The 16,019-nt window shown below is 68.5% G+C and carries 12 protein-coding genes and 1 pseudogene; 1 reads left to right on the top strand and 12 read right to left on the bottom strand.

Annotation, left to right across the window (positions count from 1 at the left end):
- Positions 1 to 35: 35 nt before the first annotated feature.
- Positions 36 to 932 carry a cyclopropane mycolic acid synthase family methyltransferase gene (locus C6A87_RS22950; RefSeq protein WP_311114346.1) on the top strand — a complete coding sequence of 299 codons (897 nt, stop codon included), beginning with the start codon at positions 36 to 38 and terminating at the stop codon, positions 930 to 932.
- Positions 933 to 935: 3 nt separating this feature from the next.
- On the opposite strand, the gene kasB is transcribed toward C6A87_RS22950, so the two are convergent.
- The 12 genes and pseudogenes from kasB to C6A87_RS23010 all read right to left on the bottom strand — a co-directional run bounded on the left by kasB (position 936) and on the right by C6A87_RS23010 (position 16,018).
- Entirely contained in the window at positions 936 to 2,171 is a 1,236-nt protein-coding gene (gene kasB / locus C6A87_RS22955; RefSeq protein WP_311114347.1) for a 3-oxoacyl-ACP synthase KasB, read from the bottom strand.
- Between the two features lie 113 nt (positions 2,172 to 2,284).
- Complete coding sequence (locus C6A87_RS22960) at positions 2,285 to 3,055, bottom strand: VOC family protein (protein WP_311118052.1); 771 nt, start codon at positions 3,053 to 3,055, stop codon at positions 2,285 to 2,287.
- A gap of 140 nt (positions 3,056 to 3,195) precedes the next feature.
- Complete coding sequence (locus C6A87_RS22965; RefSeq protein WP_311114348.1) at positions 3,196 to 4,620, bottom strand: aldehyde dehydrogenase family protein; 1,425 nt, start codon at positions 4,618 to 4,620, stop codon at positions 3,196 to 3,198.
- A gap of 27 nt (positions 4,621 to 4,647) precedes the next feature.
- On the bottom strand, positions 4,648 to 6,363 hold the full coding sequence (locus C6A87_RS22970; protein WP_311114349.1) for a thiamine pyrophosphate-binding protein: 1,716 nt from the start codon (positions 6,361 to 6,363) through the stop codon (positions 4,648 to 4,650).
- Between the two features lie 2 nt (positions 6,364 to 6,365).
- On the bottom strand, positions 6,366 to 7,364 hold the full coding sequence (locus tag C6A87_RS22975) for an acyl-CoA dehydrogenase family protein (protein WP_311114350.1): 999 nt from the start codon (positions 7,362 to 7,364) through the stop codon (positions 6,366 to 6,368).
- Entirely contained in the window at positions 7,361 to 8,560 is a 1,200-nt protein-coding gene (locus tag C6A87_RS22980) for an acyl-CoA dehydrogenase family protein (protein WP_311114351.1), read from the bottom strand. Before C6A87_RS22980 ends, C6A87_RS22975 begins: the two co-directional genes overlap by 4 nt.
- A complete protein-coding gene (locus C6A87_RS22985; protein ID WP_311114352.1) occupies positions 8,557 to 9,390 on the bottom strand; it encodes an acyl-CoA dehydrogenase family protein in 834 nt (277 codons plus the stop codon). Before C6A87_RS22985 ends, C6A87_RS22980 begins: the two co-directional genes overlap by 4 nt.
- Positions 9,391 to 9,469: 79 nt before the next feature.
- Positions 9,470 to 10,620 (bottom strand): annotated as a pseudogene (locus tag C6A87_RS22990) (acyl-CoA dehydrogenase family protein).
- 20 nt (positions 10,621 to 10,640) lie between these two features.
- A complete protein-coding gene (locus tag C6A87_RS22995) occupies positions 10,641 to 11,789 on the bottom strand; it encodes a CoA transferase (protein WP_311114353.1) in 1,149 nt (382 codons plus the stop codon).
- Entirely contained in the window at positions 11,782 to 12,705 is a 924-nt protein-coding gene (locus C6A87_RS23000; protein WP_311114354.1) for an SDR family NAD(P)-dependent oxidoreductase, read from the bottom strand. The genes C6A87_RS22995 and C6A87_RS23000 overlap by 8 nt, the downstream gene beginning before the upstream one ends.
- Positions 12,698 to 14,536, bottom strand: coding sequence for an NAD(P)/FAD-dependent oxidoreductase (locus tag C6A87_RS23005; protein WP_311114355.1), 1,839 nt, complete (start codon positions 14,534 to 14,536; stop codon positions 12,698 to 12,700). The genes C6A87_RS23000 and C6A87_RS23005 overlap by 8 nt, the downstream gene beginning before the upstream one ends.
- A 69-nt stretch (positions 14,537 to 14,605) precedes the next feature.
- Positions 14,606 to 16,018: an aromatic ring-hydroxylating dioxygenase subunit alpha gene (locus tag C6A87_RS23010; protein WP_311114356.1), complete on the bottom strand. Its 1,413-nt coding sequence runs from the start codon at positions 16,016 to 16,018 to the stop codon at positions 14,606 to 14,608.
- Between the last annotated feature and the right edge of the window lies 1 nt (position 16,019).

The raw sequence follows: 16,019 nt of genomic DNA on the forward strand, positions 1-16,019 counted from the left end.
GAGGATCCGTTTTGTCGGATGGAGGTCGGTCGGGGATGGCCAAGCAAACGGTGAGCGCAGCCGAGACGGGCAAGGGCATGGAGCCCCATTTCGAAGAGGTCCAGGCGCACTACGACCTCTCCGATGAGTTCTTCGGGCTGTTCCAGGATCCGTCCCGGACCTACAGCTGCGCCTACTACGAGCGTGACGACATGACGCTCGGCGAGGCGCAGATCGCCAAGATCGATCTGGCGCTGGGGAAACTGGAGCTGCAGCCGGGCATGACGCTGCTCGACATCGGCTGCGGCTGGGGCTCGGTGCTCAAGCGTGCCGTCGAGAAGTTCGACGTCAACGTCATCGGTCTGACGTTGAGCCGCAACCAATGCGGGTTCGCTCAGCAACTGCTGGACGGCCTCGACACCGACCGGTCCCGCCGCATCCTGCTGCGCGGCTGGGAGCAGTTCGACGAGCCCGTCGACCGCATCGTCAGCATCGAGGCGATCGAGGCGTTCCCGCAGGAGCGCTACGCCCCGTTCTTCACGATGTGCAGTAATGCGCTGCCCAGCGGCGGCCGCATGCTGTTGCAGGCCATCCTCGGTCATCCGCTGAAGAAGTGGCCGGAGATGGGCATCCCCATCACGATGACCGATCTGAAGTTCATGCGGTTCATCGCCAAGGAGATCTTCCCCGGCGGCTCGGTGCCCGGCGAGGAGAACATCGTCGAACTGTCCGCCGACGCGGGATTCACGCTGGCGGACAAGCAGTACCTGAACCAGGACTACGTGCGCACGCTGGACACCTGGGCCGAGGGGCTGGAAGCCCATCACGACGAGGCGGTCGCCGCGACGTCCGAAGAGGTGTATCAGCGCTACATGAAGTACCTGACCGGTTGCAGCGACTTCTTCAACCGCGGCATCAGCGAACTGGCGCAGTTCACGCTCGTCAAGAGCTGACGGTCAGGGCAGGCCGAACACCAGCGACACGTTGTGCCCGCCGAACCCGAACGAGTTGTTGATCGCGTAGTGGTAGTCACCCGGGCGCGGGCTGCCTGCCACCACGTCCAGATTGATCTCCGGGTCCAGGTTCTTCAGATTCCGGGTCGGGGGGATGACGCCGTCGCGCAGGGCCAGCAGCGTCAGGATCGACTCCACCGCGCCGACCGCGCCGACCGAGTGCCCGAGCGCGCCCTTGGGCGCGTACACCGCGGGCGCGTGGCCGCCGAGCGCCTTGTTGATCGCCACGGATTCCGCGAGGTCACCCACGCTGGTGCCGGTCGCATGGGCGTTGATGTGGTCGATGTCGGTCGGTGACAGACCTGCCAACTGGATTGCGCGCGTCATCGCGTATCCGGCTCGTTCGCCGTTCGGGTCGGGCGCGACCATGTGGAACCCGTCCGACGTGATGCTCGCCCCCATCACCCGGCCCAGGATGTTCGCGCCGCGTGCTTTGGCGTGCTCTTCGGTCTCGATCACCAGCAGCGCGCCGCCCTCCCCGAACACGAAGCCGTCGCGGTCCCTGTCGAACGGCCGGCAGGCGCCGGCGGGATCGTCGTTGTTGGTCGACATCACGATGCGCATCTGGGCGAACCCGGCGATCGGGACGGCCTCGATCCGCGACTCCACTCCCCCGCAGATCGCGACGTCGGCCTCGCCCAGGATGATCTGCCGCCACGCCTGCGCCACCCCCTCGGAGCCCGACGCACAGGCCGAGACCGGGGTCAGGATGGCTGCGCACGCGTGGCGTTCGACGGCGACCGACGTGGACGGAGCGCTCGGGATGTACTTCTGCACCGTGGTCGGGGAGATGACCTGGTACCCGCGGTCGCGCATGTCGTCGTAGGCGAAGGCCATCACCTCCAGGCCGCCGATCCCGGTGCCGATGGACACCGCCAGCCGCAGCGGATCCACCTCGGGTGCGCCGGCGTTCTCCCAGGCCCGCCGGCCGAGCACCAGCGCCATGCGCTGAACGTACGAATTGCTCTCGACCTCTTCGGGGGTCATCTGTTCGTCGAAGGTCTCCAGCAGATGCCCGCCGATGCGGACCGGCAGGTCGAATTCCTCGACGAAGGGGTCGTCCAGGGTTCTGATGCCGCTGTGCCCCGCCAGCAGCCCCTGCCAGGTCGATTCGACGCTGGTGCCCAGTGCGGTGGTCATGGCGACCCCCGTCACCACCACGTCCGGAAACTTCGCCATGGTCCCCCCATGTTGCCGATGCGGTCGACGTCATTGCCCCCCACCCGCCATCTTCCTCGCGCGCGGGCGGTCCCGCTACGGGGTATTCGCATCGGCTCACCGGGGAGAGCCCCTCAGCCCTCCACCGACGACAGGTTGAAGGCTGCGCCGGTCGGATCCGTGACCGCCGCCAGCCTGCCGTACGGGGTGTCCTCCGCGCCGCGCAGGACCCCGCCGCCGTTATCGGTGATCAGCTGCACGGTCTTGTCGACGTCGTCGGCGCCGAGGAAGAAGCTCCAGTGGGACGGCCAGTCCCCCGGGAGGTTGCCGCCGTCCATCACGCCGATCAGCGCCTCCCCGTCGAAGGTTGCTGTGCTGTAGCGGAATTCGTCGGAGTCGGCGACTGTGTCGGTGGTCCAGCCGAAAACGTCCCGGTAGAAGGTCAGCGCAGCGCGGTAGTCGCGGGTGGTGAGTTGGTGATAGACCGGAGCACCGGGTTCGCCGACGACGTCGTAACCGCGGTGGCCGGTAGGTTGCCACAGCCCGAAGAGCGCGCCCGCAGAGTCGGCTGCCATGCCCATCCGGCCCTTGTCGGGGACGTCCATCGGGGGCACGCACGACGTGCCCCCGGCCGCGACCGCTTTGGCGACGGTCGCGTCGGCGTCTGCGGTGTGCAGGTAGGTGGTCCAGCCGTCGGGCGCGTTCCACTGCGGTTCGTTGGCCATCAATCCGGCCACCGGCCGTCCGTCGAGTAGCGCGGTGACATAGCCGCCGTACTCGGGCGCGGCGGTGTCAAAGGTCCAGCCGAAGACCGTGCCGTAGAAATTCCTTGCGCGGTCGAGGTCGGAGGTGGCCAGGTCGACCCAGATGGGTGCGCCCAGCGGGGCGGTGGTGCGGACGGGCATTGGATTCTCCTCGGTGGTGGTGGTCACCGATGCAGACCAGGCGCCCCGCGGGAACTCATCGCGCCCCCGCTCACGACCCTTCTGCGAATCGGGCGCGCTCGAGCACCGTGAGGGTGCCTGAGCGCGCCCGATTCACCTGACTAGGCGGGGGTGTACCCCAGCGCGGCCTTGACCTCGAGGAACTCGTCGAACGCGAACGGCCCCCACTCGCGGCCGTTGCCGCTGCGCTTGTAGCCACCGAACGGCGCGGCCAGGTCGAAGCCGTGGTTGATCGCGACCGATCCGGCCCGGATCCGGCGGGCCACCGCGCGTGCCTGCTCCAGGTCGGCGCCCGAAACATAGCCGGCCAGACCGTATTCGGTGTCGTTGCCGATCGCGACGGCCTGGTCGAGGTCGTCGTAGCCCAGGATGCACAGCACCGGGCCGAAGATCTCCTCGCGTGCGATCGTCATGTCGTTGGTGACGTTGGCGAACACCGTCGGCTTGACGAAGTAGCCCTTGTCGATGCCGTCGGGACGTCCGGTGCCGCCGACGACGAGCGTGGCGCCCTGGTCGATGCCGCTCTGGATCAGGCCCTGGATCTTCTCGAACTGTGCCCGCGACGCGACCGGCCCGATCGCGGACTTGTCGGACGGGTCACCGACCTTGACCGCCGACGCGGTGTCCCGGGCGACCGCGATGGCCTCGTCCATCCGCGAGTTCGGCACCAGCATGCGCGACGGCGCGTTGCAGCTCTGCCCGCTGTTGACCATCATCACCGAGGTGCCCGCGGCCACGCTCTTGGCGAAGTCGTCGTCGTCGAGCACGATGTTCGGGCTCTTGCCGCCCAGTTCCTGGGTGACGCGCTTGACGGTCGTGGCTGCGTTGCGGGCGACCTCGACGCCGGCGCGAGTCGAACCGGTGAACGACACCATGTCGATGTCGGGGTGACTGGAGATCGCCGCACCCACACCGGGCCCGTCGCCGTAGACCAGGTTGTACACACCGGCCGGAACCCCGGCGGCGTCGATGATCTCGGAGAAGATCTGCGCCGAATACGGCGCCACCTCGGACGGTTTGAGCACCATCGTGTTACCGGTGGCCAGCGCCGGGAACACCTTGCACGCGATCTGGTTGATCGGCCAGTTCCACGGCGTGATCAGCCCGCAGACCCCGATCGGCTCCTTGACCACCAGGGTGCTGCCGTGCTGTTCCTCGAACGCGAAGTTCTTCAGCGCGTCGATCGCGGTGGCCAGGTGCCCCATGCCGAGGTTCACCTGCGGCCCGGACGCCAGTGACGCGGGTGCGCCCATCTCCTCGGTGACGGCCTCGGCCAGTTCGCCTGCCCGCTTCTGGTACTCGGCCATGATCGCGCCGAGCAGCTCGAGGCGCTCCTCCCGGGTGGTCAGCGCCCAGCTGTCGAACGCCCGCCGCGCCGCGGTGACCGCGAGGTCCACGTCGGCCGACGAGCCCAGTGCGATCCTGCCGGAGATCTCCTCGGTGGCCGGGTTGTCGACCTCCAGGGCGTTGGGCCGTACCGGCTCGACCCACTGCCCGTCGATGTAGTGCTTCAGATAATCACGCATGTCCCTACTCTTCCCTAGAACGCATCTCTACTGTGTGCCTTCGGCATACCAGGTACGGAAACGGTCGTATTTCGGCATCTCCTCGGAGTTCGCCTTCGGGTCGATGCACACATGCACCACCGCGGTCTTGCCGCTGGCGTACGCCCGTTGGATGGCCGGGCCGATCTCGTCCTCCTTCTCGACGTATTCGCCGTGGCAGCCGAAGCCCTCGGCGATCTTGTCCATCCGGACGTCCTTGCTCCAGTGCACGCCGGGCTGCGGTGACGGCTGCTCGAACGTGCGCTTGTACACGCCCACTTCCAGACCCCACTGGTGGTCGACGCCGACCACGCAGACCAACGGCAGGTTCTCCCGGGCCGCGGTCTCCAGTTCGGCGATGTGGAACAGGAACGCCGAGTCGCTGGTGAGCAACATGACCGGCCGCTTGCGACCCTCGGCGACCGACGCGCCGACGGCGTAGGGCAGGCCGGTGCCGAGGTGGCCGAAGTTCTGGTTCCAGATCACGTCGCGCGGCTTGGTCTGCGAATAGGTCCACTGGAAGATCACCGTCGCCCCGCCGTCACGGACCATGATGCCGTCGGGCGCGTACTCGTCGAACGCCTTGGTGGCCTCGACGACGAACCGGGCCGGGTGCACCGGGGTGCGCCCGCTCGGGGCCTCTTCGGCGACCCGGGCCAACTCGGCGGCATCGTCGGCAATCAGCTTCTGCAGGTTGGCCGACGCGGTCCGTGGGGCGTCCCGCAGCGCCTCGACCAACTGCGGCACCACCCCGCGCAGATCGCCGACCAGCGGCACGTCGAATCGGCGGTTCACCCCGATCGCGGTGGGATCCTGTTCGACGTACACCCATTTGCGGTTCGCGTCGTTGGCCGCCCAGTGCTGGGTCCGGCCGTAGTGCATCGGTTCGCCGAGTTCGGTGCCCAGCGCCACGCACAGGTCGGACTCCTCTACCGCGGCGTTGGCGGCCGGGGAGAACAGGTACGGGAAGGTGCGGTCCTCCAGGCCGGGGATGAACGAGGTGCCGCCGGAGGTCTGGATCACCGGGCAGGCCATCAGCTCGGCCAGCTCGCGAACCTGCTCCTGGGTCCGTGAGGTGTGAACGCCGTGGCCCACCAGCAGGATCGGGCGCTCGGCCTGCCGGATCAGTTCGGCCGCCTCGGCGACCTCGCGGGCGCCGGCGCCCTGGTTCACCAGCCGGTACGCCGACGGCTCGGGCGCGTCACCGAGGTCGAGTTCTTCGAGGATGACGTGCGACGGGAACTCGATGTAGGCAGGCCCGGGGGTGCCTGACATGGCCCGGCGGATGGCCTCGTGCACGATCTCATCGGTCTGGTCGGCGTACTCGATCGAGCTGCTGTACTTCACCGACGGCGCGAAAAGGCCCTCCTGCTGGACGAACTGGATGCGACCGCGGCGCACCCGGCGTTCGGTGATGCGGGCGCGCTGCCCGCCGAGGAAGATCACCGGCGAGTTCTCCACCAGTGCGCACATCATCGCCCCGGCGATGTTGGCCACGCCCGGGCCGAGCGTGCCGATGCACAGGCCCGGCGCGCCGGTCATCCGGGACGCCGCCTCCGCCATGAAGCCGGCGCTCAGTTCGTGGTGCGGCGCGACGACCGACCACCCGCGGGCGTCCGCCTCGGTGAACATGTGCACGAAGTTGGGGTCGGGGATCCCGAACAGCGTGTTGACGCCCTCGGCCTCGAAGAGGTCGAGAATGCGCTTGTACACGGGTACACCCATGGTCATATCCCTTTCGAATATCTCTGCGAGAGTCTTTTCCGTTGTGCTGCAGCAGAACCGAACAACGACCGGTTCAGCGTGGCGCGTTTGAGGTAGACGTGGATGCCGCTCTCCCACGTGTAGCCGATACCGCCGTGCAGCTGCATCGCCTTGCCTGCCACCTCGACCGCGGCCGAGCATGCGTAGGACTTCGCCATTGCGGCCGACACGGCGGCGTCGCCTCCGTCGGCGAGCACACCGACCGCATCGGAGATCAGCCTCCGGGCCACCTCGACGGCGACGAGCATGTCGGCACACGCATGCTTGACGGCCTGGAACGATCCGATGGGCAGGCCGAACTGGTGCCGCATCTTCACGTAATCGACAGTGGCGGTGAGCATCTGCTCGGCCAGACCGAGGCTGTCGCAGGCGACGGCGACCTCGGCGCGATGCCGTAGCGCCTCCGGGTCACCGTCGAACGTCAGCAGTTCGGTGATGCCTGCCGCGTCGGCGGTGACGGTCGCGAGCCTGCGTGTCTCGTCGACGACGGGCTGTGCCGCGACGGTCACCTGCGTGCTGTCCACCACCGCCATCGTGCCGCCGGCCAGCACCAGCAGCCGGTCGGCGCCGATGGCGTCGGGGACGAACGCCGCTTGTCCGGTCAGTCTCGCCCCGTCGACGGTGAACCCGTCGGTGACCACTGCCAAGCGGCCCCGTCCCGACGCGACCCCGGCCAGCAGCTCATCCCGACCAATGCTGGGCGCCGACAGGTTCAGCGCTCCGGCGGCCAGTACCGCGCTGCCCAGGTAGTGGCTCGCGGCTGCGGCCCGCCCGATCTGTTCCAGGACCAGCGCGGCCTCGACGAACGTCGCCCCGGCCCCACCCAGTTCGTCGGGAACCTCCAGGCCGGTCCATCCGGCCTCGACCAGCACCGCCCAGTCGGGTGCGCGGTCCTTGGCCAGCAGTTCTGCTGCGGCCGAGCGGAGTTCGTCGTGGAACTCGGAGAACGCGGTGGCTGTCACGCGACGCTCGGTTCCCGCGGCAGCCCGAGCCCGCGCTCGGCGATGATGGTGCGCTGGATCTCGCTGGCGCCGCCGGGGATCGTCCACTCCCAGGAGCCCACGAAATCGAGCACCCACGAACCGGATTCCCATCCGCTCGACATCGGCTTGGCCAGCACGGTGTGCGCTTCCAGACCGCCGATCTCGGCGCCGAAGTCGGTGAGTCGTTGCAGCAGTTCGCTGTAGTACAGCTTGACGATCGACGCGTCGGCCGGCCCGGCCGCCCCGTGTTCGACGATCTGCCTGCACAGCCCCCGCAGCCCGGTGATCTCGGTGTCGAACGCAGCCAGCCGGTCGGCGACGACCGGGTCGTCCAGCGGCGCGGTCTCGACCAGCCGGCGGAACCCGGCGTTGCCCAAGCGTTCGGCGAGCTCCAGCATCGTCATCCCGCGTTCGGCGCCCAGCGTCGCCTGCGCCACCTGCCAGCCCTCGTTCTCGGCGCCGACCAGGTTGGCCGCGGGGATGATGACGTCGTCGAGGAAGATCTCGCAGAAGTGGGAGTCGCCGACCGCGTTGCGGATCGGACGGACCTCCACCCCGGGGCTGGTCATGTCGAGCAGGAAGTAGGAGATGCCCTTCCGCTTCGGCGCACCCGGATCGGTGCGGGCCAGCAGCAGGCACCAGTCGGCGTGCATCCCGCCGCTGGCCCAGACCTTCTGCCCGCTGACCACGAACTCGTCGTTACCCACCCGGCGGGCGGTGGTGCGCAGCGCGGCCAGGTCGGAGCCCGCCTCGGGTTCGGAGAAGCCTTGCACCCAGATCTCGCCGTCGAGGATCGCGGGCAGGTGCCGCCGACGCTGTTCCTCGGTGCCCGCGATCAGCAGCGTGGACGCGGCGTGGTGGATGCCGACGAACGCCAGCACCAGTCGCGGTGCGTCGTGGGCGGCCAGCTCCTGGTACAGCACCACCTGCTGATCGACGGAGAGCCCGCCGCCCCATTCCGCCGTCCAGTGCGGCACCGCGTAGCCGGCGCTGTGCAGTTCGGCGAACCAGGCTTTCTGGAAGCGGACGAACTCGTCGTCGCTCGCGCCGGTCTGGGAGGCACGCCAGTCGGCCGGGATGTGTTCGCGGCACCAGGCCCGCACCTGCTCGCGAAACTGAGCTTGTGACTGAGAATCCGCCGGATGATCGCGTTGATCTTCAGTTTCGGCGGTCATGCGAACAGCCCTGTCAGGCCGCGTGTTCCGGCCGCCCGGGTGAGGTGGTCGCGGGTGCCGGACGCGCCGAACGGCAGCCGGCGCAGCGGCTGGCTGTACCGCGACAGCCACGACAGCGTGGTCTCGTCGCAGAAGCCGACCGCGCCGTGGAGCTGATGGCACACCCGGAACACCACGTCGGCCGCCTCGATCGCGGCGAGCCGCAGCGCCAGCGCATCGGTGACGGCGTGCGCTTCGTCGGTCGAGATACTCCACAATGCGTGCTTGGCCAGGATGTCGAGGCCGCTGCGCTCGACTTCGGCGTCGGTGAGCTGGAACTGCACGCCCTGGAACGACGACAACGTCTGGCCGAACTGCTTGCGCAGGCCGACGTGTGCGACGGTCAGCTCCACGGCGCGATCCAGCATGCCCAGCAGGGTCCAGCACGGCAGGACCAGTCCGAGTGCGACGTCTGCAGCCCCGGACACGTCCGCCGGTGTCAGCTCCAGTTCGGTGACGAACCCCGGCTGTGTGTCGCCCCGGCCGGTGACCGTCGACCGCCGACCGTCGAGTGTCACTGCGGCCCAACGTGTCCGGAGCCCGGCGAGGGCGCCGGCCGGACGGGGGCCGCCGACCACGACCAGTCCGTCGACGTCCGGGTCGGCGGGGGCGGCCAGCCGCTCGGCCAGCGGGTAGGGCACCGCCCAGTAGCCCGCGCTGCGGCACAGCGCAGCTGCCGCCTCCAGCCCGTCGGCGTCGGTGCGGGGGTCCAGATCCCACGCGCCGAGCCCGTCGAGCACCGGTGTCACCATCGCTTCCCGGTCGTCGGGTGCGTCCTGCGCGTGCATCACCAGCGCATCGCCGCCGGCCGCACCGAACGCCTGCCGCGCCTGCCTGCCGTACTCGAGGGCGTCCTCGCTGAGCTGAGGATCACCGCGACGCCCCCTTCAGCATCGACCTAGACAGTAGAATACGTTGCATCTCAATGCTTCCCGACGACACCGTGGACGCCTGCGAGTAGCGCCAGTGGTCCTCCACCTCGCCGAGGAACCAGGCTGCCCGCGGTTGGCCGCGCTCGACCTCGGCCGCGATGTCCATCAGCACCTCGGCGCTGTCCTGGTCCAGTGTGGTCACCGCGATGCGGTAGGCCGCCGCATCACCCGGGGTGACGCGGCCGCTGCTCTGCTGAGCGACGACGCGGTAGGCCATCAGGCGGGCCCTGCGGCAGTGGGTGAGCATCCGGATCCAGCGCCCGCGGAGCTCGTCGGACAGCATGTCCCAGCGCTCGCCGAGTACTGCAGGCGCCGCGGCGAGCAGCCGTTCGCACCGCGCGTATCTCGCGATACCGACCCGCTCGAAGGCCATCACGTCCTGCACGATCGACCAGCCCTGGTCGACGGTGCCGAGCACGTCGGCCTCGGTGACCCGCAGGTCGTCGAAGAACACCTCGTTGAGGTGGTGCGGACCCATCATGCAGTCGATCGGGCGGACCGTGATGGCCGGATCGTCCATCGGCACCAGGAAGATCGTCAGGCCCTGCTGTTTCTTGTCCCCGCGGGAGGTGCGGGCCAGCAGGAAGCACCACTGCGCCATCGTCGCGTAGGACGTCCAGATCTTCTGGCCGCTGACCGACCAGCCGCCGGAGCCGTCCTCGACCGGGCGGGCGTGGGTGCGCAACGACGCCAGGTCCGAGCGGCCTCGGGCTCGGAGAAGCCCTGGCACCAGATCACCTCGCCGGCCGCGATCGGCGGCAGATGCCTGCGCTGCAGCTCCTCGGTGCCGTGGCGCATGATGATCGGCCCGACCCAGTTCACCCCCATGTACTGGGCACCGCGCGGTTCGTGGTGGGCCCACATCTCCTCGCGCACGACGGTCTGCTCCCACACCGACGCGCCGCCGCCGCCGAACTCCGGCGGCCACGCCAGGCACAGCAGGTTGCGTTCGGCCAGGATGCGGCAGAACGCCTGGGCGGTTGCCAGATCGGCCGGGTCGTCGGTGAACGCACCCAGAAAGTGTTCGGGCACATGGTCCTCGACCAGTTGCCGCAGTTCGCGGCGCAGGTCCGAAGCCCGCTTGCCCATGTCGAAGTCCACGATGCCTCCTACCCCGCACCGAGGCCGAGTTCGTCGAGCACCGCCGCGGTGTCGGCGCCGAGTTCCGGTGCGGGCCCGCGCACCTTGCCCGGTGTCCGGGAGAACCATGTCGGCACCCCGGGGAACCTGACCGGCCCCTGCGGGGTGTCCACGGTCTCGAACAGCCCGACCGCGTTGAGGTGCGGGTCGTCGAACAGCGCGTCGGGGGTGTTCAGTGGGGCGGCGGGGATCTCCAGCGCCCGGAACAGATCCAGCCATTCGGCGGTCGTGCGTTCGGCCAGCGTCTCGGCGACCAGTCCGTAGACGGCGTCGATCTGATGTGCGCGGGCTTCCAGCGTCGCGTACAGGTCCGAGTGCCACGACGGTTGCACGGCGTTGACGAACGCGTTCCAGTGCTTGTCGTTGTAGATCAGCGCGGCGATGTAGCCGTCCTTGGTGCGGTAGGGCCGCCGGTTGGGCGCCACGGTCCGTGGATAGACGGCCGGCCCGAGCGGGGGGTCGAACATGGCGCCGTTGGCATGCTCGACCAGCATGAAGGACGCCATCGTCTCGAACATGGCGACCTCGACCTCTTGCCCCTGCCCGGTCCGCTCGCGGTGGAACAGCGCCATCATCGTCGCGTACAACGCCGTCAGGCCGGCGACCTTGTCGGCCATGATGGTGCCGACGTAGTCGGCCTCACCCGTGAGTTGTCTTTGCACCTCCGGGATTCCGCACTCGGCCTGGATGGTGTCGTCGTAGGCGGGACGGTCCCGCTCCGGTCCGCGCCTGCCGTAGCCGTAGCAGTTGGTGTAGACGATCGACGGGTTGAGGGCCGCGACGTCGTCGTAGCCGAGGCCGAGCTTGGTGATCGCTTTGGCGCGCATCGAATGGATGAACACGTCGGCGCGTTCCACGAGGGCCCGGATCGCGTCACTGCCCTGGTCGGTGCGCAGATCGAGCACCACGCTGCGCTTGCCGCGGTTGACGTTGACGAACACCCCACTCATCCCGGGGATCGGGCCGACCGAGATGAACCGGGTGTTGTCCCCTTCGGGTGGTTCGACTTTGATCACGTCGGCGCCCATGTCGGTCATGATCTGCGTGCAGTAGGGACCCATCACCATCGCGGTGAGGTCGACGACGCGGATGCCTGCGAGTGGGCCGTTCTCAGGCATGGCCAGCCCCCTGGGCTGCCATCCCGAAGCTGTAGCGGATGTGTTCGTTGTGGCCGTCGGGCACCACCGGGAACAGCACCGGCTCGGAGAAGTCCCGGATCGCGTCGATCTGCCCGGCGAAATCCTCGATCGTCCACGACGGCCGGTACACCCCCGGTGTCTCGGCGATCACCGCGCGCGCCATCCGTCCGGCCAGCGCGATGAAGATCTCCCCTGTCACCGAACACGATTCGTGGGCCAGCCAGCCGACGGCGGGGGCGACCAGCTCCGGCCCCATCGGCGGGTAGGCCGAGGTGTCGATGCCCTCGGCCATCCGGGTCACGGCCGCGGGAACGATGACGTTGCTGCGCACCCCGTGGGCCGCGCCCTCGACGGCGGCCACGTTGGACAGTCCGATCACGCCGGCCTTCGCGACGGCGTAATTGGCGACGTCGTGGTTGCCGTACAGCCCCCCGATCGAGGACGTCAGCACGATGCGGCCGTAGCCGTTGTCGCACATCACCGGGAACACCTGCCGCACCAGGTGGAACGCGCCGCGCTGGTGCACGTCGACCACGGCGTCGAAGTCCTCGTAGCTCATCTCCCGCAGCGAACCGCGCCGTACGTTGCCGGCGTTGTGCACGAGCACGTCGGCGCGGCCGTAAGCCTCCAGCGCGGCCGCGACGATCGCCTCGCCCCCGTCGGCCGTGGCCACCGAGTCGGCGTTGGCGACCGCGTCGCCGCCCGCGGCGACGATCTCGTCGGCGACCTGCGCGGCAGGCCCGGCGTCGGCGCCGTCACCGGTCAGGCTGCCGCCGGCGTCGTTGACGACGACCTTGGCGCCGCGCGCGGCCAGCGTCAGCGCGTAGCAGCGGCCCAGGCCGCGGCCGCCGCCGGTGACGATCGCGACCCGACCGTCGAATCGCAGCTCAGCCACGGAGTTCCAGGCCTTCGAGGTCGCCCTTGGCGCGCCAGCCGGCGATCAGTTCGTCGAAGGCGTAGAAGCCGGGCGAGTAGAAGTCGCCGAGGAACGAGCCGTTGCCTTCCGCGCCGCCGCGTCCCTCGTTGTTGTAATAGCCCGGCGTGCAGGACAGTTCGAACGCGGAGTTGTCGATCGCGAGCTCGCGGACCGTGTGCACCCAGTCGTCCTGCCCTTCCTGGGTCGGCTCGACGACGGTGGCGCCCCGGTTCTGCGCCTCGGCGATGATGTAGGCGATGTGCTCGGCCTGCTGCTCGAACATCGCGGTGGTGTTCGCAGACACCCCGCCCTGGATGAACCCCATGAAGAACTGATTCGGGAAGCCGCGGCTGGTCATCCCGTGCAGGGTCTTGTAGTCGTCGCGCCAGTAGTCGAACAGCGAGAGCCCGTCGCGGCCGACGATGCGGTCGATCGCGTAGCGGCGGCTGATCTCGGTGGAGATCTCGAAGCCGCTGGCGAAGATCACGCAGTCCACCTCGTACTCGACGCCGTTGGCGACGATCCCCTTCTCGGTGAGCCGTTCCACGCCTTTGCATTCCGACACGTCGACCAGCGTCACGTTCGGCCGGTTGAACGTCGACAGGTAGTGCTCGCTCGAACAGGGCCGCTTGCACATGAACCGGTAGTACGGCATGAGCGCCTCGGCGGTCGCGGGGTCCTCGACCACGGCCGCGACGCGGCGCCGCAACCGCTCCATGATCTTGTAGTCCTCTTCCTCCCGGAAGGCCATGATCTGCTCGATGGTCACCGCCATGGGATCCGCGCTGCCGGCGATGCGCGCGGTCAGGTTGCGCCCGAGCTCGGTCCAGAAGTCGCACACCAGATCGGGCTCGCCGAACACGACGCCGACGAACGGCGACCAGTTGTGGAAGTTGCGCTTGCGCTCCTCCTGCCAGCCCGGCTGCAGCGAGGCCGCCCAGTTCGGATCGGTGGGTGTGTTGACCCGCTCGTCGACCGACGAGGGCGTGCGCTGGAACACGAAGAGCTGCTTGGCGTCCCGGCCGAGGTGCGGCACCAGCTGGACGCCGGTCGCGCCGGTGCCGACGAGCGCCACCCGCTTGTCGGCCAGGTTGACCAGGCCGCCGTCGGCGTCGCCTCCGGTGTAGTCGTAGTCCCAGCGGGCCGAATGGAACACATGTCCCGTGAAGTCTTTGATGCCGGGGATTCCCGGCAGTTTCGGGCGGTTGTAGGAGCCCTGCGCCATCACCACGAAGCGGGCCCGCACGTCGTCGCCGCGGTCGGTGCTGATCCGCCACCGCTGCAGGTCGTCGTCCCAGTGGAGTTCGCGAACCTGGGTGGAGAACAGTGCGCCGTCGTAGAGGCCGAAGTGCTTGCCGATGTTGCGGCAGTGGCCGAAGATCTCGGCGCCGTCGGCGAACTTCTTGCTCGGCATGAAGCCGAGCTCTTCGAGCAGCGGGACATAGCAATACGCGTCGTTGTCGCACTGGATTCCAGGGAACCGGTTCCAGTACCACACGCCCCCGAAGTCGCCGGCCATCTCGATGACGCGGATGCCAGTGACGCCGGCCTTCCTCAGGTACGCGCCGGCGAGCAGCCCGGCGAAGCCCCCGCCGAGGATCACCACGTCGACGTCCTCGGCGACCGGATCGCGTTCGGTCACCGTCGTGTACGGGTCCACCTCGTAGAACTCGGCGAAGTCGCCCTCGAGCTCCAGGTACTGCGAGCCGCCCTCCGGACGCAGCCGCTTGGCCCGCTCCTGGGCGTACTTCTCGCGCAGTGCCGGGATGTCGATGTCGGTGGGCGTGTCAGTCGGCCCGCAAGTCTCCACAGTTCCTCCTTCTCGGGGCGGATTCGGCGCGCAATACGACGCTGAGGGTGCTTCAGCGCGCCGGATTCGCTAAAGCTCGCGGGGCGCGCCTGTCCCCATGTACTTGGCCAGCTGGTGGTGCAGGTTCACGGTGCTGCGCTCGCGGTACGGGTTGGGCCGCGTGCCCGGGAAGCCCGCCGACTTCATGCCCTGCTGCACCGCGGCCATGTTCGAGAAGTCCTGGGGCAGCACCGACAGCCAGTTCGGCGAGTCCTTCGGGGTGTAGGCCCATTCCGTCGGCGGCTCTTGGCCTTTCGGGTACAGCTCGAAGACCGCGACCTCGAAGATGCACTTGTTCGGGTCGTAGCTCGGATCGGGGCGCGCGCTGTAGCACAGCGCGCTGGTCAGGCCCTGGCCGATCTGGAAGTTCGGGAACAGCTGCCACGCGGTGCCGCTCTGCCCCAGGATGTCCGGCGGGATCGTCGGCCAGATCACGCCGCGGGTCTCGTCGTCGCGTCGTGCCGAGGCCAGCCAGTGCTGCAGCACCTGGTCGGCCGGGGTGCCCTCGGGGAGTTCGTCGACCAGTCGCTTGGCGGCGTTCACCAGCGTCTGCGTGGTGGTCGCGTTGGTCTCCTCCATGGTGTAGACCTGCATCTCGGCGGTCGAGATGCGCGGATCACCGGTGCCGAGGCGGATCTTCGACTTGGTCTCGTCCATGCCCTTGGGCGCGTCGTAGCCGATGTTGCTGTGCCTGCCCTGCGCTTTGGCCCAGCCCTTGAACTCGCCGAACTTGTTGAACTCCGGGTGGGTGGTGAACACGTGGTAGGTCTCGTTGAAGGCCTCCATCGCGACTTTCCAGTTGCAGTCGAAGTTCAGCCATTTGCGCCACTTGTAGCGCATGTTCTCCAGCCCGAACGGTTCCAGGATCTTCGATGCCGGGAACAGGTAGTCGGCCAGCGGCTCGCACTCCGGGTCCATGTTGACGAACAGCCAGCCGCCCCAGGTGTCGACCTGCACGGGGGCCAGGTGAGTGTTGCGTGCGGTCAGCGTGCCCTTCCAGTCGTCCTGCTCGCGGATGTGGGTGCACGTGCCGTCCAGCCCGTAGGTCCAGCCGTGGAATCCGCAGACGAACGACTTGCGGGCCCGGCCGACGGCGTTCTTCGCGCCGTCGGGGGTGTCGACGAGCTTGCGCCCGCGGTGCATGCAGACGTTGTGGTGGGCGGCGAAGGTGTTGTCACCGGTGCGCACGATGATGATCGAGTCGTCGAGGATGTCGTAGGTCAGGTAGCTGCCGACCTCGGGGATCTCCTCCACCCGCCCGACCTGCTGCCACACCTTGCGCCACAACCGGTCTCGCTCGGCGCGGGCGTACTCCTCGGAGATGTACGCCTCGACCGGGATGGTCGTCGGATCCGACAGGTCCTCGGCGATCCGCCCCGTCGAGTCGTCCGGATCGGCTTCGACCTCGATCGCGGCGTCGAGATCGGATTCTGTGTGGGTCATT

Origin of the sequence: Mycobacterium sp. ITM-2016-00317, from assembly GCF_002968295.1 — a bacterium.
In the GTDB taxonomy this organism is placed as follows: domain Bacteria; phylum Actinomycetota; class Actinomycetes; order Mycobacteriales; family Mycobacteriaceae; genus Mycobacterium.